The following is a 25,779-nucleotide window of genomic DNA, read 5'->3' on the forward strand; positions in this document are numbered from 1 at the left end:
ACTGGGAGTGGTGGCGGCTAGGGTGGCCGCGTGACTGAAGCCGACAGCTATCTCCGGTTCCCCCATATTCACGCTGACCTGGTCACCTTCGTGGCCGAGGACGACGTCTGGCTGGCGCCCCTGGCAGGTGGCAGGGCCTGGCGGGTGAGTGCCGACCAGGTGCCGGTGAGCCGCCCGCGGATCTCGCCCGACGGCACGCTGCTCGCCTGGACCTCGCACCGGGACGGCGCTCCCGAGGTGCACCTGGCCCCGGTCGACGGCGGCCCGTCCCGGCGGCTGACGTTCTGGGGCAGCGCGCAGACCGCGGTGCTGGGCTGGACCGCCGACGCCGAGGGCAACCCGGAGGTGCTGGTCCGCAGCTCGGTCGGCCGGATGTCACGGGCCCACCCCTGGGCCTTCGCGGTGCCGCTGGACGGCGGCCCGGCCCGGCAGCTCCCGTACGGACGGGTGGGCGGGGTGGCGCAGGAGCCGGGCGGCGACCGGGTGCTGCTCGGCTCGGCCGGGATGGGTCGGGAGCCGGCCCACTGGAAGCGCTACCGCGGCGGCACCGCGGGCAAGTTGTGGATCGGCACCGAGGGCGACTTCGCCCGGCTGCACGCGGAGGTCGACGGGAACCTCGACTCGCCGATGTGGGTCGGCGGCAGGATCGCGTTCCTGAGCGACCACGACGGGATCGGGCAGCTCTGGTCCAGCCTGCCGGACGGCTCCGACCTGCGGCGGCACAGCGGTCATGAGTTCTACGCCCGCAACGCCGCCAGCGACGGCGCCCGGGTGGCCTACCACAGCGGCGGCGACCTCTTCCTGGTCGACGACCTGGAGCGGGCCGAGCCCCGGCGGCTGGAGATCCGCCTCGGCGGCCCCCGGGCCGACCGCCAGCCGTACCCGATCACGGCGAGCCGGCACCTCGGCCGGGTCGCCCCCGACGCGGACGCCCGCTCCAGCGTGGTCGAGGTCCGCGGCACGATCCACCGGGTCACCCACCGGGACGGCCCGGCCCGGGCCCTGTCGGTCCAGCCCGGGGTGCGCAACCGGCTGCCGCAGTCGCTTCCTGACGGTGCGTCGGTCTGGGTCACCGACGCCGGGGGCGAGGACGGGCTCGAGTTCTCCGACGGCCGCCGGGTCGCGGTCGGCGGGCTGGGCCGGGTCGAGGAACTGGCCGCCGCCCCGGACGGGTCCGCGGTCGCCGTCGCCAACCGGGACGGCCTGGTGCTGCTGGTCGCGGTCGCCGACGGCGCGGTCCGCGAGATCGACCGCAGCAACGGCTCGCACGCCACCGACCTGGCCTTCTCGCCGGACTCGCAGTGGCTGGTGTGGTCGCACGGGCTGGGCGTCGAGGAGGTGCCGCGGCAGCTCCGGCTGGCCCGGCTCGCCGACGACACGGTCACCGAGCTGACGCCGCCGCGCTTCACCGACTACGCCCCGGTCTTCACCACCGACGGCAAGCACCTCGCCTTCCTGTCCATGCGCGACTTCGACCCGGTCTACGACGCCCATGTCTTCGACCTGTCGTTCCCGGTCGCCTGCCGCCCCTACCTGCTCACCCTGGCCGCGGACACGCTCTCCCCGTTCGGCCCGCAGCCGCAGGGCCGCGCGCTGGGCAAGGGCGGCGAGGACGACAAGGACGCGGCCAAGGAGGGCGCCGACACCGCGGCCGACACCTCGGCCGACGCCGACACCTCGGCCGAGGAGGCCGCGGAGGCCACCCGGCTCGACCTGGACGGCCTGGCCGACCGGATCGTCCCCTTCCCGGTGCCCAGCGGCAACTACAGCGGCCTGCGCGCGGTCAAGGGCGGAGTGGCCTGGCTGGAGCACCCGACCGCCGGCGAGCTCGGCACCAGCAGGGCCACCCCCGAGGACGAGGCCGAGCGCAACAGCCTGCAGCGCTTCGACTTCGCCACCCGCCGGGCCGAGACCCTGGTCGACGAGCTGGACCGGTTCGAGGTCTCCGGCGACGGCAGCCGGATCGCCGTGGTGGACCACGGCGAGCTGCGGATCGTCCCCTCCGACCACCGGGTCGGCAAGGACGAGCGGGACGACGCCGTCACCGTGGACCTCTCCCGGATCCGGGTCACCGTCGACCCCGCCGCCGAGTGGCGGCAGATGTTCGACGAGACCGCCCGGCTGATGCGGGACAACTTCTGGCGGATCGACCTGGGCGGCCTGGACTGGCCGGCCGTGCAGCGCCGCTACCGCCCCCTGGTGGAGCGGGTCGGCAGCCACAGCGACCTGGTGGACCTGCTCTGGGAGCTGCAGGGCGAGCCCGGCACCTCACACGCCTATGTGCAGCCGTCCGGTCCCGGCGCCCCGGCGAACCGCCGCCAAGGGCTGCTCGGCGCGGACCTGGCCAGGGACGGGGACGGGGTCTGGCGGGTGGCCCGGGTGCTGCCCGGCGAGTCCTCCGACCCGGCCGCCCGCTCCCCGCTGGCCGCCCCCGGCGTCGGCGTCCGGGCCGGTGAGTCGCTGCTCGAGGTGGACGGCCGCCCGGTCGACCCGGTGTCAGGTCCGGCCCCGCTGCTGGTCGGCACGGCCGGCAAGCCGATCGAGCTGACCGTCGGCGCGGCCGAGGGCGACGGCCGCCGCACCGTGGTGGTGGTCCCGCTCGCCGACGAGGAGGCGCTGCGCTACCACGCCTGGGTCGCCGACCGCCGCGCCTACGTCCACGAGCGGTCCGCCGGGGCCCTCGGCTACCTGCACGTCCCGGACATGGTGGCCAACGGCTGGGCCCAGGTGCACCGCGACCTGCGCACCGAGATGGCCAGGGACGGCCTGGTGGTGGACGTCCGGGAGAACCGCGGCGGCCACACCTCGCAGCTGATCATCGAGAAGCTGAACCGCCGGGTCATCGGCTGGGGCGTGGTCCGCGACCGCACCCCGCACACCTACCCGGAGATCGCCCCGCGCGGCCCGCTGGTCTCGGTCGCCGACGAGTTCTCCGGCTCGGACGGCGACATCGTCAACGCCGCCTTCCAGGCGCTGAAGCTCGGCCCGGTGGTCGGCGTCCGCACCTGGGGCGGGGTGGTCGGCATCGACGGCCGCTACAAGCTGGTGGACGGCACCGGGGTGACCCAGCCCCGCTACTCCACCTGGATGGAGGGCTACGGCTGGGGCCTGGAGAACCACGGCGTCGACCCCGACGTCGAGGTGGTCTGCACCCCGCAGGACTGGGCCGCGGGCCGCGACCCGCAACTGGACGAGGCGATCCGGATCGCCCTGGCCGCCCTGCAGGAGACCCCGGCGGCCACCCCGCCGGCCATCCCCGCGCTCTAGGCTTGTCGGCAGTTCCAGCCGGCCACAGGCCGGTAGCGCGCTGCGGGCGGGTTGTCCGCGTCACACCTCGGCAACCCGCCCGCAGCGGCCCGCACCGGCCGGTTAGGGTCACGACATGGCAGAAGACTCCCCGGACCACTCCCTCGACACACCGCTGATCCGCAGCCTCCGCGCGGCCGTCGCGGCGACGCCGGCCGACGTGCCGCTGCGGCTGCACCTGGCCGCGCTGCTGCTCGACGACGCCCGTACCGAGGAGGCCGTGGCCCAGGCCGCGGCGGCGCTGCAGCACGACCCGGGGAGCACCGAGGCACGGAAACTGATGATGCGTGCGCTGGGCCTGCCCGCGCTCGACCCGGCGCCCGCGCTCGACCCGCAGCCCGCACCCGACCCGCTGCCCGCCGAGCCGCCCCCGTTCGACTGGACCAGCGCCGAGCAGCAGCTCAGCGACATCGCCCAGCCCCGCTTCGTCGACCCCGCCGCCGCGGACGGCGAGGACGACCCGGGCGACGAACTCGCCTGGGACGTCGAGACCAGCCACGTCGGCCTCGCCGACGTCGGCGGGATGACCGAGGTCAAACAGCGGCTCGAAGCCGCCTTCCTGGCCCCGATGCGCAACCCCGAACTGCGCCGCCTCTACGGCAAGTCGCTGCGCGGCGGCCTGCTGCTGTACGGGCCGCCCGGCTGCGGCAAGACCTTCATCGCCCGCGCCGTCGCCGGCGAGCTCGGCGCCAAGTTCCTCTCGGTCAGCCTCAGCGACGTGCTCGACATGTACATCGGCCAGTCCGAGCGCAATCTGCACGAGGTCTTCGCCGCAGCCCGCCGCAACGCCCCCTGCGTGGTCTTCCTGGACGAGATCGACGCCCTCGGCGGCAAGCGGCAGAGCATGCGCCACAACGCCATGCGCGGCACCGTCAACCAGCTGCTGACCGAACTGGACGGGGCCCAGCAGGACAACGAGGGGGTGTTCGTCCTGGCCGCCACCAACGCGCCCTGGGACGTGGACACCGCGCTGCGCCGCCCCGGCCGGCTCGACCGCACCCTGCTGGTGCTGCCGCCGGACCAGGAGGCCCGGGTGGCAGTGCTGAAGTACCACCTGAGGGACCGTCCGATCGAGGGCGTCGACCTGGCCAAGCTGGCCAAGAAGACCGACGGCTACTCCGGCGCCGACCTGGCCCACCTCTGCGAGACCGCGGCCGAGACCGCCCTGCTGGACTCCGCCGCCAGCGGCACCGTCCGGATGATCGGCATGCCGGACCTGCTGGCCGCCGCCAAGGAGGTCAAGCCCTCGATCGAGAGCTGGTTCACCGCGGCCCGCAACGTCGCCCTGTTCGCCAACGACGGCGGCAGCTACGACGACCTGCTGGCCCACCTGAAGCGGACCCGCAGGCTGTGACCGAAGGAGAGACGTCGGTACGGGTCAGGCGCGCCCGCGCGCTGATGGACCTGGACCGCAACGCCCAGGCCAAGGCGGTGCTCGCCGAGGCCCTCGCCGAGGACCCGGCCGACGCCGACGCCTGGTGCGCCATGGCCCGCTGCTGCTACGGCCTGGACGACCACCGCGGCGCCCTGGACGCCGCCGACCGGGCCCTGGTCGAGGCGCCCGACAAGGCGCTCGGCTGGCGGATGCGCGCCCTCGCCCTGGTCGGCCTGGAACGCTACGCCGAGGCCAGGACCAGCGCCGACGAGGCCGTACGGCTCGAACCCTGGTTCTGGTACGGCCACATGCTGATCGCCCAGGTCGAACTCGCGGACGTCACCGCCGCGAACACCCGGGTGGCCCGCGAAGCGGCCGAGCGGGCCCGGGAACTGGCCCCGCAGCAGCCCGCCCCGCACTACATCGCCGGCTGCGTCGCCGAGCGGAGCGAACGCACGGACCAGGCCGAGGCCTGCTACCGCGAGGCGCTGCGGCTCGACCCCGAGCACCTCGGCGCCCGCAACAACCTGGCCAGGATCGACATGAAGCGCGGCGACCACCGCTCCGCCGCCGAGGGCTTCGCCGCCGTCGCCGCCAACGACCGGGGCACCGGCGTGGGCGCGCACAACCTCCGGGTGGTCGCCACCCAGCTGATCTCCCGGGCCCGCTGGGTCTCGGTCGCCGTGCTGCTGCTCACCGACCTCGGCATCGTCTCCACCGACGCCGGCCTCGGCCGCTACAGCCGGGCGGTGCTGCTGGCGCTGGTGGTGCTCGGCTGGGCCGGATGGTGGGTCTGGGCCGCCCGGCAGCTGCCCGCCCGGCTGCGGATGCCGCTGCTGCGCACCGTCCGCGGCAGCCTCTCGGTCCGGCTCTCCTTCCTCGGCGTCGCCGCCTTCACCATCGCCGCCCTCGCCCTGCTGCTCTTCCCGCCCCTCGACCCGCACCTCAACCTGGTCGTGCTCACCGCGTTCGTGCTCCAGATCGCCGCCTTCCAGGCCGCCCAGTCGGCCTCCAAACGGGCCTCCAAGGACATCTGACCCGGCGCTGAACCACGCCGACCCGCAAGGGCGGCAGGCCGGCCGCCGGTACGATGCCAGCACGCCGTCCGGGCGATCCGGACCGCAGCGACCGAGGAGATGACCGGTGTCGGGAGAGCCGCAGGCGGACTGCCTGTTCTGCAGGATCGTGGCGGGGGAGATCCCGGCGACCGTGGTCAGGGAGACGGCGGCCACCCTCGCCTTCCGCGACATCGCCCCGCAGGCCCCCACCCACGTCCTGGTGGTCCCCAAGGCGCACTACCCCGACGCCGCCTCCCTCGCCGAGGCCGACCCGGCGCTGGCCGGCGCCCTGCTGGCCGAGGCCGGCCGGGTCGCCGCGGACGAGAAGGTCGCCGAGTCGGCCGGCGGCACCGGCTACCGGCTGGTCTTCAACACCGGCGCCGGGGCCGGCCAGACCGTGTTCCACGCCCACGTCCACGTCCTCGGTGGCGGGGACGGCCTGCGCGAGAAGCTGGTCTGACCCGGCCGTGCAACGTGAACTGGTGGTCCTGGGCACGGCCAGCCAGGTCCCCACCCGGACCCGCAACCACAACGGCTACCTGCTGCTCTGGGACGGCGAGGGCCTGCTGTTCGACCCCGGCGAGGGCACCCAGCGGCAGCTGCTGCACGCCGGGGTCAGCGCCTCCGCGATCACCAGGATCTGCGTCACCCACTTCCACGGCGACCACTGCCTCGGCCTTCCCGGCATCATCCAGCGGATCAACCTGGACCGGCCGCCGCACGAGGTCACCGCCTACTACCCCGCCTCCGGCCAGGACTTCTTCGACCGGCTGCGGCACGCCAGCGTGTTCCACGAGACCGTCGAACTCCGCCCCGAGCCGATCGTCCACCCCGGCGAGCTCAAGGCGCCGGGCGCCCCGTTCACGCTGGAGGCGGTCCGGCTCTCGCACCCGGTCGAGTCCTTCGGCTACCGGCTCACCGAGCCCGACGGCCGCCGGCTGCTGCCCGAACGGCTGGCCGCCCACGGCCTCGCCGGGCCCGCCGTCGGCCGGCTCCAGCGCGAGGGCGCGCTCACCCTGGAGGACGGCTCCACGGTGACCCTGGAGCAGGTCAGCGAGCCGCGCCGGGGCCAGAGCGCCGCCTTCGTGATGGACACCAGGCTCTGCGAGGGCGTGGCCCGGCTGGCCGAGGGCGTGGACCTGCTGGTCATCGAGGCCACCTTCCTGGAACCGGACGCCCGGCTGGCCCGCGACCACGGCCACCTCACCGCCGCGGAGGCCGGCCGCGCCGCCGCCGAGGCCGGGGTGCGCAGGCTGGTGCTCACCCACTTCTCCCAGCGCTACGCCGACACCGCGGGCCACCTCGCCGAGGCCCGGAAGCACTTCGACGGCGAGATCGTCCTCGCCGAGGACCTCGGCCGGGTCCCGGTACCCAACCGTGCGTGAGCGTTCGCATAAAACGACTGGCGCCACGCCCGGTACAGGCGGAGCATCATGCATTCCAGCCCTACCGTCCGACGTACCCTTGTCACACCACGGACCCGACAGTGATTGGGAAGAGGCAGGCCGCAGCGCCAACCCATGACTTCAACGAAACCACGCGCCCAGCAGGTGCCCGCACAGCCCCAGGCAAAGATCATCATTCCGGAGAACCACCCGATGGTGACCGTCCTGGGCACCGGGGACTCACTCCTGAAGGTGATCGAGAAGGCCTTCCCCGACCTGGACATCCACGCCCGGGGCAACGAGATCACCGCCACCGGCGACCGCGTCGCCATCGCCCTGGTGCAGCGCCTGTTCGACGAGATGATGCTGGTGCTGCGCACCGGCCAGCCCCTGACCGAGGACTCCGTGGAGCGTTCGATCGCCATGCTGCGCAAGGCCGCCGAGGACCCGAACAGCCCCGAGGGCTCGCAGAGCCCCTCGGCCGTGTTCACCGCCAACATCCTGACCAGCCGGGGCCGCTCGATCCGCCCCAAGACGCTCAACCAGCAGACCTACGTCGACGCCATCGACCAGCACACCATCGTCTTCGGCATCGGCCCGGCCGGCACCGGCAAGACCTACCTGGCCATGGCCAAGGCGGTCCAGGCGCTGCAGGCCAAGCAGGTCTCCCGGATCATCCTGACCCGCCCCGCGGTCGAGGCCGGCGAGCGCCTGGGCTTCCTCCCCGGCACCCTCTACGAGAAGATCGACCCCTACCTGCGCCCGCTCTACGACGCCCTGCACGACATGATCGACCCCGACTCCATCCCCCGCCTGATGGCCGCCGGCACCATCGAGGTCGCCCCCCTGGCCTACATGCGTGGAAGAACTCTTAATGATGCTTTCATCATTCTGGACGAGGCGCAGAACACCAGTGCCGAGCAGATGAAGATGTTCCTGACCCGGCTCGGCTTCAACTCGAAGATCGTGGTCACCGGCGATGTCACCCAGATCGACCTGCCGGGCGGCACCGTCAGCGGGCTGAAGATCGTCCAGGAGATCCTGGCCGATGTCGAAGACATCAACTTCAGCCGTCTGACCAGCCAGGACGTGGTGCGCCACAAGCTGGTCGGCAGGATCGTGGACGCCTACGGGCAGTACGATGCCGCGCACGAGGCCGCCAAGTCCGGCAAGCCCCGACGTACCGAAAGCTGAGAACCACACCCCTCATGTCGATCGACATCAACAACGAGTCCGGCACGGAGGTGGACGAGCAGGCGATCCTGGACATCGCCCGCTTCGCCCTGGACCGGATGCGGATCCACCCGCTCTCCGAACTGTCCGTGATCGTCATCGACGCGGAGGCGATGGAGGCGCTGCACATCCAGTGGATGGACGAGCCCGGGCCGACCGACGTGATGTCGTTCCCGATGGACGAGCTGCGTCCGGGCAAGGAGGACGAGGAGCTGCCGCAGGGCCTGCTCGGCGACATCGTGCTCTGCCCGGAGGTCGCCGAGCGCCAGGGCAAGGCCAACGGGCACTCCATGGACGCCGAGCTGCAGCTGCTCACCGTGCACGGGGTGCTGCACGTGCTCGGCTACGACCACGAGGACCCGGACGAGGAGCGTGAGATGTTCGGGCTGCAGAAGCGGATCCTGGACGACTGGCGCGCCGAGCGCGGCGATACGGGGCCGTCGCCGGCCCCCACGACCCGATGAGCGGCAGTAGTACCGGCTTCCTGGTGCTCGCCGTCCTCCTCGTGATCCTCGCGTGGCTGGCGGCGTGTGCGGAGGCGGGCATCTCCCGGGTGTCCCGCTTCCGCGCCGAGGAGGCCGTCCGACACGGCCGGCGCGGCGCGCAGCGGATGCTGACGCTGGCCGCCGACCCGATCCGCTACCTCAATCTGGCCACGCTGATCCGGGTGACCTGCGAGATGGCCGCCGCGGTGCTGGTGACCGTGGTCTGCGTCCGCTCGTACCACGAGACCTGGCTGGCGCTGCTGGTCGCCATCGGCGCGATGGTGCTGGTCTCGTACGTGGCGGTGGGGGTCTCGCCGCGGACCATCGGGCGGCAGCACCCGATGAACGTCTCCACCGCCGCGTCGGTGGTGCTGCTGCCGCTGAACCGGATCCTCGGCCCGATCCCGCGGCTGCTGATCCTGCTCGGCAACGCGCTCACCCCGGGCAAGGGCTTCCGCGAGGGCCCGTTCGCCTCGGAGGCGGAGCTGCGGGCGCTGGTCGACCTGGCCGAGAAGGACTCGCTGATCGAGGACGACGAGCGCCGGATGGTGCACTCGGTGTTCGAGCTGGGCGACACCATCGTCCGCGAGGTGATGGTGCCGCGCACCGACCTGGTGATGGTGGAGCGGGAGAAGACGGTGCGTCAGGCGCTGACGCTGGCGCTGCGCAGCGGCTTCTCCCGGATGCCGGTGGTCGGCGACAACGAGGACGACGTGGTCGGCATCGTCTACCTCAAGGACCTGGTGCGCCGCACCCATGTGAACCGGGAGGCCGAGTCCGAGCCGGTCAGCGAGGTGATGCGGCAGGCGACGTACGTCCCGGACAGCAAGCCGGTGGCGGATCTGCTGCGGGAGATGCAGCGGGACCGGATCCATGTCGCGGTGGTGATCGACGAGTACGGCGGCACGGCCGGCCTGGTCACCATCGAGGACATCCTGGAGGAGATCGTCGGCGAGATCACCGACGAGTACGACCGCGAGGCCCCGCCGGTGGAGGCGCTGGGCGACGGCTCCTACCGGATCACCGCGCGGCTGCCGGTGGAGGAGCTGGGCGAGCTGTTCGGCATCGAGCTGGAGGACGAGGACGTCGAGACGGTCGGCGGTCTGCTGGCGAAGTCGCTGGGCCGGGTGCCGATCCCCGGGTCCGCCATCGAGGTGCCGGTGCCGGAGGAGCACGACCTGCCGATCAGCGCGATCCGGCTGACCGCGGAGAGCACCGCGGGCCGTCGCAACCGGATCGGCACTCTGCTGGCCGAGCCGGTGCCGCTGCGGGACGGCCGGGACGACGAGGACGACCAGGAGCGCCCCGAGTCCGACTGACCGGCCGCGACGGCCGCGACGGCCGGGGCGACAGGTAGCGCTAAGGCGCGCTTGAGAGCGCTTTCAGTCAGAGGTCTTGACCATTCACGGTCAGCACCGAGACAGTGAAAACGCCCTTTCCGCGTGCCATCAACTGCCACGACAGCCGGCAACCCCCACGTTCGACTGTCCGGTCCCCCAGGAGCATGACGTGATCAACCGTCGAACCCTGATCGGCGCCTCCCTCGCGGCCGTCGCCGCGCCGATCCTGCTCACCTCGCTGCAGCGCAGCGCCTCGGCGTCGACCCCCACGACGCTCAATGTGCAACTGGTCAACAACACGTCGTCCGACACCGTGTACGCGTACGTGCTGGGCCTGGACATCTCGCAGGGCAACAGCTGGGCCTTCCTGGAGGCCGACGGGAGCACGCTCTACCACCCGCCGTCCCCCAGCGCGCCGGGCGCCGCCCTGGGCGCGGACTGCGCCATCGCGCTGCCCGCCCGGGGCGCCTCGCGGACCATCTCCGTGCCGCACCTGGCCAGCGGGCGGATCTACTTCTCGGTCGGGGCCAAGCTCACCTTCCTGGTGAACCCGGGCCCGGGTATCGCGATGCCGTCGGTGAGCAACCCGAGCGACCCCAACATCGCCACCTCCTACGCCTTCTGCGAGTTCACGTACGACACCAACCAGCTCTACGCCAACATCAGCTATGTGGACTTCGCCGCGGTGGCGATCGGCTTCAACCTGCAGACCAGCCAGGGCACCCAGACCGTGCAGGGGCTCTCCACGACCGGTCTGACCACCCTGGCCAACTCGCTGACCGCGCAGGCCGCCACCGACGGCAGCGACTGGGGCCGACTGATCGTCAGGGACGGGGCGGGGAACCCGCTGCGGGTGCTGAGCCCGAACACCGCGATCACCTCCAACCCGGCGCTCTTCAGCGGCTATCTGGACAGCTACATCGACCAGGTGTGGCAGAAGTACCAGAGCACCGACCTGGTGCTGGACACCCAGGCGTCCTGGGGCACCACCCGCGGCCGGGTCAGCAACGGGGTGCTGTCCTTCCCCGGGGTGGGCAGCTTCAGCAAGCCCTCCACCGCGGCGGTGTTCAACTGCAGCAGCGCTCCGTTCACCACCGGCAACGACGAGATGGGCAACATCAGCGCCCGGCTGGCCGCCGCCCTGAACCGCACCACGCTGCTGGACAACCCGAACCAGCCGGACGGTGAGAACCCGGCCAACTTCTACGCCCAGCCGCGGACCAACCACTACGCCCGGCTGCTGCACCAGATCGAGACCGACCACCTCGGCTATGCCTTCCCCTACGACGACGTGCACCCGGCCGGGGTGGACTTCGAGGGGCGGGTCCAGTCCTCGGTGCCGACCCTGTGGACGATCAGCGTCGGCGGCGGCGCGAGCAGCGGCGGGGGGACCCCGCCGACCTCCGCGCCGCCCACCACGGCGCCGCCGGTGGGCGGGGTGAGCGCCTTCGCCACGATCCAGGCCGAGGCGTACTCCGCCCAGTCCGGCACCATCACCGAGGGCACCACGGACAGCGGCGGCGGCCAGGACGTCGGCTCGATCGCCAACGGCGACTGGCTCGCCTACAACGGGGTGGACTTCGGCAGCGGCGCCACCCAGTTCCAGGCCAGGGTCGCCTCCGGGGCCCCCTCCGGCGCCAGCGGCCTGGTCGAGGTGCGGCTGGACAGCCGCACCGCCACCCCGGTCGGCAGCTTCGCGCTGGCGAACACCGGCGGCTGGCAGAGCTGGCGGACGGTCCCGGCCGGGATCGCCAGGACCACCGGTGTGCACACCGTCTACCTGACCTTTACCAGTGGTCAGCCGGCGGACTACGTCAACGTCAACTGGTTCACCTTCAAGCCCAGTTGACCCGTCCGCGGGGCGACCGGAGCCGGCACCCCCGCTCCGGTCGCGGCCGAGGCGGCGGGGCCGGCGGGCGAGCCGGCGGCGGAGGCGGTGGTGACGGCGGCGGGGGTCGGGTGATAGGCCTCTTGTCGTCAGGTCCGCGCCGTCCGACCCGGGAGTCCCCGCCCATGCCCGCTGCCTCCGCCGTTTCCGCCCTCCGCGAGTCCGCCGCCGCCCTGCAGCCCGGGCTGGTCGAACTGCGCCACGCCCTGCACCGGGAACCGGAGATCGGCCTGGAACTGCCGCTGACCCAGGCCAAGGTGCTGGCCGCGCTGGAGGGGCTGCCGCTGACCGTCACCCTGGGCAAGCAGCTCAGCTCGGTGACGGCGGTGCTGCGCGGCGGCCTGCCCGGGCCGACGGTGCTGCTGCGCGGCGACATGGACGCGCTGCCGGTGCAGGAGACCGCCGACCTGCCGTACGCCTCGCAGATTGCCGGGGCGATGCATGCCTGCGGCCACGACCTGCATGTCACCGCGCTGGTCGGCGCGGCCAGGCTGCTCTGCGAACGGCGGGAGACCCTGGCCGGGGACGTGGTGTTCATGTTCCAGCCGGGGGAGGAGGGCCGCGGCGGCGCCAAGGTGATGATCGACGAGGGGCTGCTGCAGGCCAGCGGCTCGCTGCCGGTGGCCGCCTACGCCCTGCATGTGGCCTCGTCGATGCCGCAGGGGCAGGTGCTGGGCCGGACCGGGACGATCATGGCCGCCGCCGACACCCTTGAGGTCACCCTGCGCGGACGCGGCGGCCACGGCTCCTCACCGCATTCCGCGCTGGACCCCGTCCCCGCGGCCTGCGAGACGGTGCTCGCGCTGCAGACCATGGTGACCCGGCGCTTCGACGCCTTCGACCCGGTCGTGGTCACCACCGGGCTGCTCCGCGCCGGGACCATCAACAACGTCATCCCGGACGACGCCTACCTGGAGACCACGGTCCGCTCCTTCTCGCCGCAGGCGCGGGACCGGGTGCGCGAGGAGTCGCTGCGGGTGGTCCGCGGCATCGCCGCCGCCCACGGCCTGGAGGCCGAGGCGGAGTACGTCGACGTCTACCCGGTCACCGTCAACGACCCGACCGAGCTGGCCTTCGCCGAGGCCACCGTCCGGGAACTGCTCGGCCCCGACCGCTGGACCACGATGCCGCAGCCGCTGGCCGGGGCCGAGGACTTCTCCTTCGTCGCCGAGCAGGTCCCGGCCGCCTTCGTCTTCCTGGGCGCCTGCGTGGACGGCAAGGACCCGGCCACCGCGCCCTACAACCACTCGCCGGAAGCCGCCTTCGCCGACGCCGTCCTCGCCGACGGCGCGGCCCTGCTCGCCGCCCTGGCCGTAGGACGTCTCAGCCGCGAAGCTCGCTGAGCACCGCCGTCAGCTGGGCGAGGGGCTCGGGGCCGACGGCGCGGAGGACCACCGAGTCGGCCCCGGCCGCCCACAGGTCGCGCACCCGCGCGGCCGCGTCGCCGGCCGGGCCGAGGGCGGCGAAGACCTGCTCCACCGGGCGCTCCAGCCAGGCGGCGTGGGCGGCCAGGGCCGGGCCCACGGTGGCCCGCAGCAGCTCCGGGTCGTCCTGCACGCACAGGAAGGCGAACACGGTCAGGCCGTGCTCCGCCGGGCCCTCCGCGCCGCCCTCCGTACCGTCCGCCGCGCGGCCCCCGGCCCGGTCGGCGCGGCCCTTGGCGATGTGGGCCAGCGCCTGCGCCAGGTCCTGCGGTCCGTGGCCCTCGGCCACGATCGTGCCGTCCGCGACCCGGCCCGCGAGCTCCAGCGACCGCGGCCGGACCACCCCGGCCAGCACCGGCGGCGCCACCGCGGGCGGGTGCACCAGCCGTACCCGGTCGAGGCGCACCTCCCGGCCGTCCACACTGACCTCCTCGCCGCGCAGCAGCCCGCGCACCGCGGTCAGCGTCTCCTCCAGCAGCGCCAGCGGGCTGCGCGGCGCCGCGCCGACCTTCGCCATCCACGCCCGCAGCCCGTGGCCCACCCCGGCGGACAGCCGGCCGGGGAACATCCGGGCCAGCGCGCCCAGCTCCATGGCCAGCAGCGCGGGGTTCCGCAGCGGCGCGGGGGTGATCCCGATCCCGACCCGCAGCCGCTCGGTCACCGCGAGCGCGGTGGACGCGGACGCGATCGAGCCGGCCCATTCCAGGTCCTCGACCACCCACAGCTCGTCCACGCCGAGCCGTTCCACATCCCTGGCGAACTGCGGCAGACCTTCCGGCGCCCAGTCGCGTTCGTACATCACTCCGATTCGGTCCCTTGTCATACCGCGCACGCTAGTGCCGGAAGCCTGCCAGGATTCATGGCAACTGGCCGACAGAACTGAGGAGTTTCAGTGGCGGAGCAGGATCAGGCCCAGCGGTTGCAGTGGAACCAGCAGATCATCGAGGAGTTCCGGGCGAACAAGGGGGTGGTCGGCGGCCCGTTCGCCGGTGGAACGCTGCTGCTGCTCACCACCCGCGGTGCGCGCACCGGCGAGCAGCGGACCATGCCGCTGGCGGCGCTCCCGGCGGGGGAGGGGCAGTGGGCGGTGTTCGCCGCCAACGGCGGCCGGCCGACCCGGCCCGGGTGGTACTACAACCTGCTGGCGCATCCGACCGAGGTGACGGTCGAGATCGGCACGGAGACGTTCGCGGCGGTGGCGGCCGACGCCGAGGGGGAGCAGCGGGCGGCGCTGTGGGCGGCCCAGCTGGCCCGGCTGCCCGCACTGGAGGAGTTCCAGGCCACCGCGCCCGGACCGATCCCGGTGGTCGTGCTGACCAGGCGGTAGCTGACCAGGCAGTACGGGGCCGTATCCTCGGACGTATGAGCGACGCGAGCGATCACGCGACCGGGATCGACCCCGAGGACAAGAAGATCATCACCCTGGCGCGTTCGGTGCGTGCCCGCAACGGCGTGGCCGAGGGGGCGGCGGTGCGGGACGAGACCGGCCGCACCTATGTCGCCGGGACGGTCGCCCTGGAGTCGCTGCGGCTCACCGCGCTGCAGACGGCCGTGGCGATGGCCGTGGCCAGCGGGGCGAAGGGCCTGGAGGCGGCAGCCGTGGTCAGCGCCGCCACCGAGCCCGCCGCGGCGGACCTCGCCGCGGTGCGCGACCTCGGCGGCGCCGGCACCCCGGTGCTGCTGGCCGGACTCGACGGCGCGCTGCGGTCGACCGTCGAGGCCGGCTGACGGGTCCGCTGAAGCGTCCGCTGCTCGAACGTGCGTCTTGCCTTCTGCCCCGGCCCGACTAGGGTCGGGGCAGAAGTGTCTAGGGAGGGAAGCCGTGGGGGGCATAGGTTTTGTCGCGGGGGTCCTGTTCGTGCTGATGGGGATGGGCCACTGGCAGGAGCACCGCAACCCGGGCTGGCTCGCCGCCTCGATCATCGTGGCCCTGTTCACCGTCTTCGGCGGCATCGGCTCCCTCTTCAAACGCGGCAAGTAGCCCGCTCGCCCGCTGTGGACCATGCAGCTGCCCGGCATAGGGGAGAATGGTCCCTATGAGCTCTCGCCCCACCCAGCAGACCGCCAAGCCCGCCACTGACGCCGCCGACGCCGCCCCCCAGGGGGCCCGCCCGCACCGGTCGGGCTTCGCCTGCTTCGTCGGGCGCCCCAACGCGGGCAAGTCCACCCTCACCAACGCCCTGGTCGGGATCAAGGTCGCGATCACCTCGGACCGCCCGCAGACCACCCGGCACACCGTCCGGGGCATCGTGCACCGGCCCGACGCGCAGCTGATCCTGGTGGACACCCCCGGCCTGCACAAGCCGCGCACGCTGCTCGGCGAGCGGTTGAACGACGTGGTCAGGGCGACCTGGAACGAGGTCGACGTGATCGGCTTCTGCCTCCCCGCCGACCAGAAGCTCGGCCCCGGCGACAAGTTCATCGCCAAGGAGCTGGCCGGGATCAAGCGCACCCCCAAGGTCGCCATCATCACCAAGACCGACCTGGTCACCTCCAAGCAGCTGGCCGAGCAGCTGATCGCGATCTCCCAGCTGGGCGCCGAACTCGGCATCGAGTGGGCCGAGATCGTGCCGGTCTCGGCCACCGGTGACGTGCAGGTGGAGCTGCTGGCGGACCTGCTGGTGCCGATGCTGCCCGAGGGCCCGATGCTCTACCCGGAGGGCGACCTCACCGACGAGCCCGAGCAGATCATGGTGGCCGAGCTGATCCGCGAGGCCGCGCTCGAGGGCGTGCGGGACGAGCTGCCGCACTCGCTGGCCGTGGTGGTCGAGGAGATGCTGCCGCGCGAGGGCCGCCCGGAGGGCAAGCCGCTGCTGGACATCCACGCCAATGTCTACATCGAGCGGCAGAGCCAGAAGGCCATTGTGATCGGCTCCAAGGGCTCCCGGCTCAAGCACGTGGGGACGGTGGCCCGCCAGCAGATCGAGGCGCTGCTCGGCACCCCGGTCTACCTCGACCTGCATGTGAAGGTCGCCAAGGACTGGCAGCGCGACCCCAAGCAGCTGCGCAAGCTCGGTTTCTGACGCACCAACAGCTGATGTCGGGTCAGCTGGAGTCGCGGACGGCGATCCTGGCGGTGCCCAGGTCGTGGATCTCCGGCGGGGTGTCCGGGTGCCGGATCAGACGGTCGATCAGATCGGCCAGGGTCCGCCCCGGCGGCAGCAGTTGCTGCACCGAGGTCAGCCGGGGCCGGAGCAGCCGGGCCAGCATCAGGTCGTCCGCGCCGACCAGGGCGACCTCGTCGGGGATGCCGATGCCGGCGTCCTGGAAGGCGCTCATCAACAGCATCGCGTACTCGTCGTTGTAGCTGAACAGGGCGCTGAGGCCGAGCCCGGGCCAGTCGGCGGCGAGCCGGGCGGCGGCCTGCTCGGTGTAGTCGAGGTCCAGCCGTTCGACCCGGATCCCGCCGTCGACCGCCTCCCGCACCCCGGCCAGCCGGGGCAGGCTGAACAGGTCCAGGCTGCGGTCGGTGGGGACGACCACGCCGAGGGCGCGGTGGCCCCGGGCCAGCAGGTGCTCCGCCGCGGTGGCGCCGATCCGGCGCTGGTCGAGCACCAGCGCGTGCACCCCGGCCACCGGCGGGTCGGCCAGGGTGATCACGGCCCTGGTGCCGGAGCGCCGGAGCAGTTCGGCGGAGCGGGGAGTGAGCGGGGTCCCGACGCCCGCCAGCACGGCGGTGGGGCGCAGCTCCGCCCAGATCCGGGCGGCGGACTCGGCCCGGTCGCCGCCGTCCCCGCTGTTGTCGCCGTAGATCACGGCGGTGTAGCCGTGGTCGCGCAGCCCGGCCCGCAGCTCGGTGAAGAACTCGCTGAACAGCGGCCCCAGGGTGATCTCCGGAGTGGCCAGCAGCACGATCCCGCTGTGCCCGGCCCGCAGGGAGCGCGCGGCGGCGTGCGGGATGTAGCCGAGCTCCTCCGCCGCGGCGCGGACCCGCTGCCGGGTCTGCTCGCCGACCCGGCCGCCCGCGGTGTCGTTGAGGACGTACGAGACGGTGGCCCGCGAGACGCCCGCGAGACGCGCGACGTCGGCGCTGGTGGGGGTGCCCGTGGGGGCGGTCGGTTGCTGGTTCATCGCTTTCGCATCTTTCCAGACCGAGGGCTGGTGCAGGGGGCCGGGAGCTGTTACACCTATGGTTACACGAGTCATCATGACACGTGTAACCATGTAGGGACCCGACGATGGAGGGCAATGTGGCCCTGAATCCCCTGACCGAAGCCGCATCGGCGGCCCCAAGCTCCGGCGCCGCCGGTGCCGAGGGCTCCGGACCGGACCGGCGCGGGCTGCTGCCGCTGCTGTTCGCCGGCAACTCGGTGATGTACGCCCTCTACATCGGCGTCGGCGGGATCCTGCTGCCGCTGCAGATCGAGCAGATCACCCCGCACCACAAGGTCGCCGTGCTGGGCCTGGTCTCGGGGGTGAGCGCGGTGTTCGCGGCCCTGTTCAACCCGGTCGCCGGCGCCCTGTCCGACCGTTCGGGCCGGCGCAACCCGTGGATCCTGACCGGCGGGCTGCTGGCGGTGCCGGTGATGGCGCTGATGGGGGCGGTCAACTCGGTCCTGCTGGTCGGCATCGCCTGGTGCCTCGGCCAGGCCGTGATGAACGTCTACCAGGCCGCGATCACCTCGGTCGTCCCCGACCGGATCCCGGTCGAGCGCCGGGGCGCGGCCTCCGCCGCGGTGGGCCTGGGCATGCCGGTCGGCAGCATCCTCGGGGTGCTGGTCGCCAACGGCTTCTCGGACCACTTCCGCACCGGCTACCTGACCCTGGGCGCGCTGGTCGCGGCGGGCGCGGTGCTGTTCACCGGCCTGAGCCGGGAGCCGAAGGGGAGTGCGGGGCCGCAACAGCCGCGGCAGCAGCCGACGTTGGGGCAGCGGGCGGCGGCCTTCACCGACAGCCTGCGGGCGCACGACTTCCGCTGGGCCTTCATCGGCCGGGCGCTGCTGGTGCTCGGCTACTTCTCGGTCAGCGGCTACCAGCTCTACATCCTGCAGGACCACATCGCACTGCCGCACGGGATGTCGCCGACCGGCGCGGTCGCCATCCTGACCCCCGTCGCCAGCGTCGCCATGCTGGTCTCCATCGCCGTCTGCGGACCGCTCTCGGACCGGCTGGACGCCCGCAAGCGCTTCGTCGGCATCTCCGCCGCGGCGGCCGGCTGCGCCATGGTCATCCCGATGCTGAGCCCGACCTTCACCGGGATGGCGGTCTTCGGCGTGGTCAACGGCCTGGCCTTCGGCTGCTACATGGCCGTGGACACCGCGCTGGTCACCCTGGTCCTGCCCAGGGCCGAGGACGCCGCCCGCGACATGGGCGTGCTGAACATCGCCAACGCGGCCCCGCAGATCGTCGCGCCGTTCGTCGCCTCCGTGGTGGTCGGCGCGGCCGGCTACACCACCCTGTTCCTGGTCGGGGGAGTGCTGAGCATCCTCGGCGCCCTCGCCGTCCGTCCCATCCGCAGCGTTCGCTGATCCGCTGAAAGGCACAACTGACCATGAAGCTCAACACCCGTGAGTGGGGCAGCGGCGACCGGATCGCCCTGCTGGTCCACGGCATCATGTCGGACTCGCGCACCTGGCGCCGGGTCGGGCCGGCCCTGGCCGAGCGCGGCTACCGCGTCATCGCCGTCGACCTGCGCGGCCACGGTGCCTCCGGGCGCGGCGAGTACACCCCCGCGCTGTATGCCGACGACCTGGTGGAGACCCTGCCGCAGGGCGCGGAGCTGGCGATCGGCCACTCGCTGGGCGGGCTGACCCTCTCCCGCGCGGTGGACCGGCTGCGCCCGGCCCGCGCGGTCTACTCCGACCCGGCCTGGCGCTTCGTCCAGCGGGACCGGGGCTTCGATCCGGCGATGTTCGTCGACTTCGCCGCGCAGGCCACCGCCGAGACCATCACCGCGATGAACCCGCGCTGGGAACAGGCGGACGTCCAGGTCGAGCTGGAGACCCTCGCGGTCTGGGACAGCGCCACCGCACTCGCCCTGTCCGGACGCGAGGCCGAGGCCGAGCTGCCGGACAAGCCGGTCGTCCCCTCGCTGGTGCAACTGGCCGACCCGAGCTTCCTGATCGGCCCCGAGGACGCGCGGACCCTGCGCGACCGCGGCTTCGAGGTGCGTACGGTCGCCGGGGCCGGGCACACCGTCCACCGGGACGACTTCGACGGTTTCCTCAGCTCTCTGGAAGGCTGGATCTGACCATGACCACCCACGACGACACCCTCCGGGAGACGGCGGTCGAGGCCGCTCTCGGCAAGCTGGACCTGGCCGCCAAGGTGGCCCTGCTGGCCGGCGCGGACATGTGGTCGCTGCCTGCGAACGAGGACATCGGCCTCGGCCGCATGGTGATGTCGGACGGCCCGGCCGGCGTCCGCGGCGAGCACTGGACCCCGGACGACCCGTCGATCGCCATCCCCTCGCCGACCGCGCTCGCCGCCACCTGGGACACCGCCCTGGCCCGCCGGCTGGGCGCGCTGCTGGCCCAGGAGGCCCGCCGCAAGGGCGCCCACGTGGTGCTCGCGCCCACCGTCAACCTGCACCGCAGCCCGCGCGGCGGACGCCACTTCGAGGCGTACTCCGAGGACCCGCTGCTGACCGGGGAGATCGGCGCGGCCCTGGTGGCCGGCGTCCAGGACGGGGGCGTGGCCACCACGCCCAAGCACTGGGTCGGCAACGACTCCGAGACCGAGCGCTACACCGTGGACGTCCGGGCGGATGAGCGCACCCTGCGCGAGCTCTACCTGGCCCCGTTCGAGGCCATCGTCCGCAAGGCCCGGCCGTGGGGCCTGATGGCCGCCTACAACCGGGTCAACGGCGTCAGCATGAGCGAGCACGACGCGCTCAACAACGGGGTGCTGCGCGGGGAGTGGGGCTTCGACGGGGTCCTGGTCTCGGACTGGACCGGCGCCCGCGACACCGTCCGCGCCGCCCTCGGCGGCCTGGACGTGGCCATGCCGGGACCGGTCACCGTCTACGGGGAGCACCTGGTCGCCGCCGTCCGCGACGGCCGGGTCCCGGAGCAGGCGGTGGACGACCTGGCCCGCCGGGTGCTGCGGCTGGCCGCCCGGGTCGGGCTGCTGGCGGACGCCCCGGCCGCGGTCCCGGCCGACCGGCTGCCCGCGCCGATCGACGGCGAGGCACTGGCCCGGGAGGTGGCCGCCCGCTCGTTCACCCTGCTCCGCAACGACGGCATCCTGCCGCTGGACCCGGCCCCCGGCTCGATCGCGCTGATCGGCGCGGCGGCGGCCGAGGCCAGGATCGGTGGCGGCGGCAGCGCCCAGGTGTTCCCGACCCGGGTGGTCAGCCCGCTGGACGGGCTGCGCGCGGCACTGCCCCCCGGCACCGCGCTGGGCTATGCGCTGGGCGCCGACCCGCGTACCCATGTCCCGCCGCTGGCCTCGCCGTTGAGCGCGGAGCTGATCGGCAGGGACGGCTCCGCGCTGGCCGCGGTGCCGGTGCCGGACGGCAGCGTCCGCTGGATCGGCGAACTGCCGGCCGGGGTCGGCTTCGATGCGCTGGGCTCGGTCAGGGCGACCGGGACGCTGGCCCCGCGGGCCGTCGGCACGCACCGGCTGGCGATCAGGGGCGCGGGCCGGTTCCGGCTGGAGGCGGGCGGCGCGCTGCTGTTCGACGGTGTGGTGCGGGTCGAGGGCAACGACCCCGCCGCCGCCTTCCTGAACCCGCCGGAGGCCGTGTTCGAGCTGGAGCTGTCCAGCACCGCGCCGGTCGAGGTCAGCCTCACCCACACCCTGCCCGAGGCGTCGGCCTTCGCCGGGTTCGGCCTGGTGTCCTTCGCCCTGGGCCACTCCGAGCCGGTCGCCACCGCGGACCAGCTGATCGAGGAGGCGGTGGCGCTGGCCGCCGCCGCCGACGTCGCCGTGGTCGTGGTGGCCACCACCGAGGAGGTGGAGAGCGAGGGGGTCGACCGCACCGGCCTGGCCCTGCCGGGCCGTCAGGACGAGCTGGTGGCCCGGGTCGCCGCGGCCAACCCGCGCACCGTGGTGGTGGTCAACGCCGGTGCCCCGGTGCTGATGCCCTGGCGCGAGCAGGTGGCCGCGGTGCTGCTGACCTGGTTCCCCGGGCAGGAGGCCGGGGCGGCGCTGGGCGACGTGCTGCTCGGCCTGGCCGAGCCCGGCGGCCGGCTGCCCACCACCTGGCCGGCCGAGCAGGCCGACAGCCCGGTCTGGGGCGTGGAGACCACCGACGGGGCGCTGGAGTACCAGGAGGGCCTGTTCATCGGCTACCCGGCCTGGCAGCGCCGCGGCACCGCCCAGCCCGCCTACTGGTTCGGCCACGGCCTCGGCTACACCGACTGGGAGTACCAGGGGTTGGAGCTGCGCCCGGCCGATCCGGGCAGCGGCGCGGACCCCTACGCCGCGCGGGCGGTGGCGCTGGTCCGGGTCCGCAACACCGGAACCAGGGCCGGACGCGAGACGGTCCAGGTCTACCTGGCCCCGGACGGCGCCGACCGCAGCCGTCCGGACCGCCGGCTGGCCGGGTTCGCCGTGGTGGCGGCCGGGCCCGGCGAGGTGGTCGAGGCCCGGGTGGAGCTGCCGCTGCGGGCCTTCCAGACCTGGGGCGACGCGGGGTGGACGCTGCGCCCCGGCAGCTACGCGGTGCAGGCGGGCCGCAGCGCCGCCGACCGCGGGCCAGCCGTGGCCTTCGACCTGCCGCTGGAGGGCTGACCGGCCCGCCGTCCGTCCCGGGAGTGCCTGCCCGGGGCGGACGGCGTCAGCGCCCGCCCGGACGGCCCGTCAGTGCCCCTGGGCCAGCACCAGGGAGATCAGGCTTCGCTGACTGTCCGTCAACTGCGGTTCCGCGCAGTGCCCGGTGCCGCGCTCGTCGACGCTGATCGCGTAGTGGAAGCCGTCCGGCACGCCGAAGGAGGGCGTGCGGTTGCAGGAGCCCAGGGCTTCCCTGGCCAGGGCATGGATGTGCGGGGCGTCCGGACGTCCTTCGGTGTCGAGTACGGAGCGGCGCTCGGCGCCGAGGAGCCCGCCGGAGCGGGTGACCTGGATACGCATAGTGGCCAGTGTGCACCGTTGTGTAGCGACCGGAACAGGGGGTTGGGTGCTCTCTTTTGATCAGTTCTGTGTGATTACCCCCACCTGGACCCAGGCCTCCCGTACCGCCCGCGCCTCCGCCCCCGCGCCGTAGCGGGTCTCGGCCGCCGCCACCGTCGCCGCGGCGAACTCCGCGAAATCGGCCGAGGCGGCGATCCCGCCGCCGGTCAGCACGTCGTACCAGATCTGCCCCGCCCGCTCCCAGGCGTAGCCGCCGATCGCGGTGGCGGCCAGGTAGAAGGCGTGGTTGGGGATGCCCGAGTTGAGGTGCACCCCGCCGTTGTCGCCGCTGCTGTCCACATATCCGGCCATGGTGGCCGGCTGCGGGTCGGTGCCGAGGCTGGGGTCGTCGTAGGCGGTGCCCGGGGCCCGCATCGAGCGCAGCGCGATCCCCTGCACCTGCGGGGCGAGCAGCCCCGCGCCGATCAGCCAGTCGGCCCGGTCGGCGGTCTGCCCCAGCGCGTACTGCTTGACCAGCGAGCCGAAGACGTCCGAGACCGACTCGTTCAGCGCCCCCGACTGCCCCTGGTAGTCCAGGTTGGCGCTGAACTGGGTGACCCCGTGGGTGAGTTCGTGCCCGATCACGTCGACCGAGACGGTGAAGTCGTTGAAGAGCACCCCGTCCCCGTCGCCGAAGATCATGCGCGAGCCGTTCCAGAAGGCGTTGTCGTACTTCTGCCCGTAGTGGACGGTGGCGTCCAGCGGCAGGCCCCGGTCGTCGATGGAGTGCCGCCGGTAGGCGGCCAGGTAGAAGTCGAAGGTGGCGCCGAGGCCGTCGTAGGCCCGGTCGACGGTGCGGTCGGCCACCGGCGGCGCGCCCTCGGTGCGTACGGTGCGGCCGGGCAGCCGCTCGGTGTGGTGGTCGTCGCTGACCGTGCGCTGCGGCGTGGTGAGCGACCGCTCGGGGAGCAGCGCCCGGGCGGCGGGCGGCGGCAGCACCCGCTGCTCCCGGTGCAGCGCGTCCAGGGCCAGCGACCGCTCGGCGGCCTCGCGCACGGCGAGGTCCTCGGCGTGCGCGACCAGGTGTTCGAGGATGTGCGGCGGGACGATGCCGCAGTGGACAGGTGCGGGGATTCGGCTGATCACCTCACCAAAAGTGGCAGAGATCTCACTCTGTGTCATCCCAGCGGGCGGGACGAGATTGTGGCGACGGAAGGGACTGGGCTAGTCTTGTCCGCATCATGCGTACCGGGCTGCTTCTTCTTAGCTGCCGCGGCGAGGGCCTGTAGTTCCGACAAGGCCGACTCCCTCGCCGCGGGGACTCGTGCTGTGCGCTCTCTGGTGCCGCAGTTCCGTCGGTCGGGCCCTGGACCCGTACCTACCTGATGGAGCATGAGAATGTCCGACACGCCTTTCAACGAGCGGTCCACCCCGGTCACCGCGGCCACCGTCCGGCAGCAGCCCTCCGGAATGCCGTTCCAGCGCTACGTACCCTTCGGCACGGTCGACCTGCCGGACCGGACCTGGCCCTCCAAGGTGATCAGCAAGGCCCCGCGCTGGCTGTCCACCGACCTGCGGGACGGCAACCAGGCGCTGATCGACCCGATGTCCCCGGCCCGCAAGCGGGCGATGTTCGACCTGCTGGTGAAGATGGGCTACAAGGAGATCGAGGTCGGCTTCCCCTCCTCCGGGGCCACCGACTTCGACTTCGTGCGCTCGATCATCGACGAGGGCGCGATCCCCGAGGACGTCACCATCAGCGTGCTGACCCAGGCCCGTGAGGACCTGATCGCCCGCACCGTGGAGTCGCTGGTCGGCGCCCCCCGGGCGACCGTCCACCTCTACAACGCGACCTCGCCGCTGTTCCGCCGGGTGGTGTTCAAGGGCTCCAAGGAGGACATCAAGAACATCGCCGTGGACGGCACCCGGCTGGTGATGGAGTACGCGGAGAAGCTGCTCGACGCGACCACGGTCTTCGGCTACCAGTACTCGCCGGAGATCTTCATCGACACCGAGCTGGACTTCGCGCTGGAGGTCTGCGAGGCGGTGATGGACGTCTGGCAGCCCGCCGAGGGCCGCGAGATCATCCTCAACCTGCCCACCACGGTGGAGCGCTGCACCCCCAACGTCTACGCCGACATGATCGAGTGGATGTCGCGCAACCTGTCCCGCCGCGCCTTCGTCGCGCTGTCCACGCACCCGCACAACGACCGGGGCACCGGCGTCGCCTCCGCCGAGCTGGCCGTGATGGCCGGCGCGGACCGGGTCGAGGGCTGCCTGTTCGGGCAGGGCGAGCGGACCGGCAACCTGGACCTGGTCAACGTCGGGATGAACCTGTTCTCCCAGGGCGTGGACCCCATGATCGACTTCTCGGACATCGACGAGATCCGCCGCACCTACGAGTACTGCAACCAGATGGTCGTCCCCGAGCGCCACCCCTACGCCGGCGACCTGGTGTACACCTCCTTCTCCGGCTCCCACCAGGACGCCATCAAGAAGGGCTTCGACGCGCTGGAGGCCGACGCCGCCGCGGCCGGCCACCCGGTCGGCGAGCACACCTGGGGCGTCCCGTACCTGCCGATCGACCCCAAGGACGTGGGCCGCTCCTACGAGGCCGTGATCCGGGTCAACAGCCAGTCCGGCAAGGGCGGCATCGCCTACGTGCTGAAGAACGACCACAAGCTGGACCTGCCGCGCCGGATGCAGATCGAGTTCTCGAAGATCATCCAGGCGAAGACCGAGACCGACGGCGGCGAGGTCACCCCGGCCGCGATCTGGGCCGCCTTCGAGGACGAGTACCTGCCCACCCCGGACGCCCCCTGGGGCCGGATCCAGCTGGGCGCCTACCGGCTGAGCAGCACCCCCGAGGGCAAGGACGCGATCAGCGTCCAGGCCACCGTGGACGGCGCCCCGGTCGAGCTGGCCGGCGTCGGCGACGGCCCGCTGGACGCCTTCTTCGTCGCGCTGGGCTCGATCGGCATCGACGCCCGGCTGCTGGACTACGTCGAGCACACCCTGAGCCAGGGCTCCGGCGCCCAGGCCGCCTCCTACTGGGAGTGCGCCGTGGACGGACGGGTGCTCTGGGGGGTCGGCATCGACACCAGCATCGTGCTGGCCTCGATCAAGGCCGTGGTCAGCGCCGTCAACCGGGCGCAGCGCGGTTGACACCCGCAGTTCCGGCACTGGCTTCCCGCTGTTCCAGCGGGGAGCCAGTGTGTTTTCGGCCACAAATTTCTGATCTGCCGACTGCCCGGGGTACTGACAGGGTGTCACTGCTCATGGCAGCATCGG

Annotated in this window: 22 protein-coding genes; 18 read left to right on the forward strand and 4 right to left on the reverse strand. The window is 72.9% G+C overall.

The features are described from left to right. Positions 1 to 30: 30 nt before the first annotated feature. The 10 genes from ACEZDG_RS11390 (at position 31) to ACEZDG_RS11435 (ending at position 13,413) form a co-directional block, all read left to right on the forward strand. Positions 31 to 3,267, forward strand: a complete 3,237-nt coding sequence (locus ACEZDG_RS11390; RefSeq protein ID WP_380506461.1) for a S41 family peptidase — start codon at positions 31 to 33, stop codon at positions 3,265 to 3,267. Between the two features lie 115 nt (positions 3,268 to 3,382). Next, on the forward strand, positions 3,383 to 4,660 hold the full coding sequence (locus ACEZDG_RS11395; RefSeq protein ID WP_380506465.1) for an ATP-binding protein: 1,278 nt from the start codon (positions 3,383 to 3,385) through the stop codon (positions 4,658 to 4,660). Continuing rightward, a complete protein-coding gene (locus tag ACEZDG_RS11400; RefSeq protein ID WP_380506468.1) occupies positions 4,657 to 5,718 on the forward strand; it encodes a tetratricopeptide repeat protein in 1,062 nt (353 codons plus the stop codon). Before ACEZDG_RS11395 ends, ACEZDG_RS11400 begins: the two co-directional genes overlap by 4 nt. Positions 5,719 to 5,824: 106 nt before the next feature. Continuing rightward, a complete protein-coding gene (locus ACEZDG_RS11405) occupies positions 5,825 to 6,199 on the forward strand; it encodes a histidine triad nucleotide-binding protein (RefSeq protein WP_380506471.1) in 375 nt (124 codons plus the stop codon). Between the two features lie 7 nt (positions 6,200 to 6,206). Beyond that, positions 6,207 to 7,124, forward strand: a complete 918-nt coding sequence (locus ACEZDG_RS11410) for a ribonuclease Z (RefSeq protein ID WP_380506474.1) — start codon at positions 6,207 to 6,209, stop codon at positions 7,122 to 7,124. Between the two features lie 135 nt (positions 7,125 to 7,259). Further along, positions 7,260 to 8,318, forward strand: a complete 1,059-nt coding sequence (locus ACEZDG_RS11415) for a PhoH family protein (protein WP_380506477.1) — start codon at positions 7,260 to 7,262, stop codon at positions 8,316 to 8,318. Positions 8,319 to 8,332: 14 nt separating this feature from the next. Further along, on the forward strand, positions 8,333 to 8,821 hold the full coding sequence (gene ybeY, locus ACEZDG_RS11420) for an rRNA maturation RNase YbeY (protein WP_380506480.1): 489 nt from the start codon (positions 8,333 to 8,335) through the stop codon (positions 8,819 to 8,821). Further along, on the forward strand, positions 8,818 to 10,161 hold the full coding sequence (locus ACEZDG_RS11425) for a hemolysin family protein (protein WP_380506483.1): 1,344 nt from the start codon (positions 8,818 to 8,820) through the stop codon (positions 10,159 to 10,161). The genes ybeY and ACEZDG_RS11425 overlap by 4 nt, the downstream gene beginning before the upstream one ends. A 190-nt stretch (positions 10,162 to 10,351) precedes the next feature. Then, the gene (locus ACEZDG_RS11430; RefSeq protein ID WP_380506486.1) at positions 10,352 to 12,031 is read left to right on the forward strand and encodes a beta-1,3-glucanase family protein; all 1,680 of its coding nucleotides are present in this window, start codon (positions 10,352 to 10,354) and stop codon (positions 12,029 to 12,031) included. Positions 12,032 to 12,195: 164 nt separating this feature from the next. Beyond that, positions 12,196 to 13,413 (forward strand): M20 metallopeptidase family protein, encoded by a 1,218-nt coding sequence (locus ACEZDG_RS11435; protein WP_380506489.1) that lies wholly within the window; start codon positions 12,196 to 12,198, stop codon positions 13,411 to 13,413. On the opposite strand, the gene ACEZDG_RS11440 is transcribed toward ACEZDG_RS11435, so the two are convergent. After that, entirely contained in the window at positions 13,394 to 14,317 is a 924-nt protein-coding gene (locus ACEZDG_RS11440; protein WP_380506492.1) for an LLM class flavin-dependent oxidoreductase, read from the reverse strand. The genes ACEZDG_RS11435 and ACEZDG_RS11440 overlap by 20 nt on opposite strands. A gap of 69 nt (positions 14,318 to 14,386) precedes the next feature. Here ACEZDG_RS11440 and ACEZDG_RS11445 point away from each other — a divergent pair, with 69 nt between their 5' ends. From ACEZDG_RS11445 to era, 4 genes are all read left to right on the forward strand, one after another. Further along, positions 14,387 to 14,821 carry a nitroreductase/quinone reductase family protein gene (locus ACEZDG_RS11445; protein WP_380506495.1) on the forward strand — a complete coding sequence of 145 codons (435 nt, stop codon included), beginning with the start codon at positions 14,387 to 14,389 and terminating at the stop codon, positions 14,819 to 14,821. Positions 14,822 to 14,856: 35 nt separating this feature from the next. Further along, positions 14,857 to 15,222, forward strand: coding sequence for a cytidine deaminase (locus ACEZDG_RS11450; protein ID WP_380506498.1), 366 nt, complete (start codon positions 14,857 to 14,859; stop codon positions 15,220 to 15,222). A gap of 94 nt (positions 15,223 to 15,316) precedes the next feature. Continuing rightward, positions 15,317 to 15,475 carry a hypothetical protein gene (locus tag ACEZDG_RS11455; RefSeq protein ID WP_380506501.1) on the forward strand — a complete coding sequence of 53 codons (159 nt, stop codon included), beginning with the start codon at positions 15,317 to 15,319 and terminating at the stop codon, positions 15,473 to 15,475. 46 nt (positions 15,476 to 15,521) lie between these two features. Then, positions 15,522 to 16,517, forward strand: coding sequence for a GTPase Era (gene era / locus ACEZDG_RS11460; protein WP_380506504.1), 996 nt, complete (start codon positions 15,522 to 15,524; stop codon positions 16,515 to 16,517). 22 nt (positions 16,518 to 16,539) lie between these two features. Here the strand turns inward: era and ACEZDG_RS11465 are convergent, their stop codons facing one another. Beyond that, the gene (locus tag ACEZDG_RS11465; protein WP_380506507.1) at positions 16,540 to 17,565 is read right to left on the reverse strand and encodes a LacI family DNA-binding transcriptional regulator; all 1,026 of its coding nucleotides are present in this window, start codon (positions 17,563 to 17,565) and stop codon (positions 16,540 to 16,542) included. Positions 17,566 to 17,684: 119 nt separating this feature from the next. Between ACEZDG_RS11465 and ACEZDG_RS11470 the strand changes: the two genes are divergently transcribed. Genes ACEZDG_RS11470 through ACEZDG_RS11480 form a run of 3 tightly spaced genes read left to right on the forward strand, consistent with a single transcriptional unit; the run spans position 17,685 to position 22,170 of the window. Beyond that, the gene (locus ACEZDG_RS11470) at positions 17,685 to 18,962 is read left to right on the forward strand and encodes an MFS transporter (RefSeq protein ID WP_380506510.1); all 1,278 of its coding nucleotides are present in this window, start codon (positions 17,685 to 17,687) and stop codon (positions 18,960 to 18,962) included. 23 nt (positions 18,963 to 18,985) lie between these two features. Further along, positions 18,986 to 19,684, forward strand: a complete 699-nt coding sequence (locus tag ACEZDG_RS11475) for an alpha/beta fold hydrolase (RefSeq protein ID WP_380506513.1) — start codon at positions 18,986 to 18,988, stop codon at positions 19,682 to 19,684. Positions 19,685 to 19,686: 2 nt separating this feature from the next. Then, complete coding sequence (locus tag ACEZDG_RS11480) at positions 19,687 to 22,170, forward strand: beta-glucosidase family protein (RefSeq protein ID WP_380506516.1); 2,484 nt, start codon at positions 19,687 to 19,689, stop codon at positions 22,168 to 22,170. Between the two features lie 69 nt (positions 22,171 to 22,239). Here ACEZDG_RS11480 and ACEZDG_RS11485 read toward each other — a convergent pair whose 3' ends face one another. Further along, on the reverse strand, positions 22,240 to 22,509 hold the full coding sequence (locus tag ACEZDG_RS11485; protein ID WP_380506519.1) for a protealysin inhibitor emfourin: 270 nt from the start codon (positions 22,507 to 22,509) through the stop codon (positions 22,240 to 22,242). 60 nt (positions 22,510 to 22,569) lie between these two features. Next, positions 22,570 to 23,670, reverse strand: a complete 1,101-nt coding sequence (locus ACEZDG_RS11490; RefSeq protein WP_380506522.1) for a M4 family metallopeptidase — start codon at positions 23,668 to 23,670, stop codon at positions 22,570 to 22,572. A gap of 216 nt (positions 23,671 to 23,886) precedes the next feature. Between ACEZDG_RS11490 and leuA the strand changes: the two genes are divergently transcribed. Continuing rightward, positions 23,887 to 25,653: a 2-isopropylmalate synthase gene (leuA, locus tag ACEZDG_RS11495; protein WP_380506525.1), complete on the forward strand. Its 1,767-nt coding sequence runs from the start codon at positions 23,887 to 23,889 to the stop codon at positions 25,651 to 25,653. Positions 25,654 to 25,779: the final 126 nt, after the last annotated feature.

Origin of the sequence: Streptacidiphilus alkalitolerans (genome assembly GCF_042511045.1) — a bacterium.
Lineage (GTDB): Bacteria > Actinomycetota > Actinomycetes > Streptomycetales > Streptomycetaceae > Streptacidiphilus > Streptacidiphilus alkalitolerans.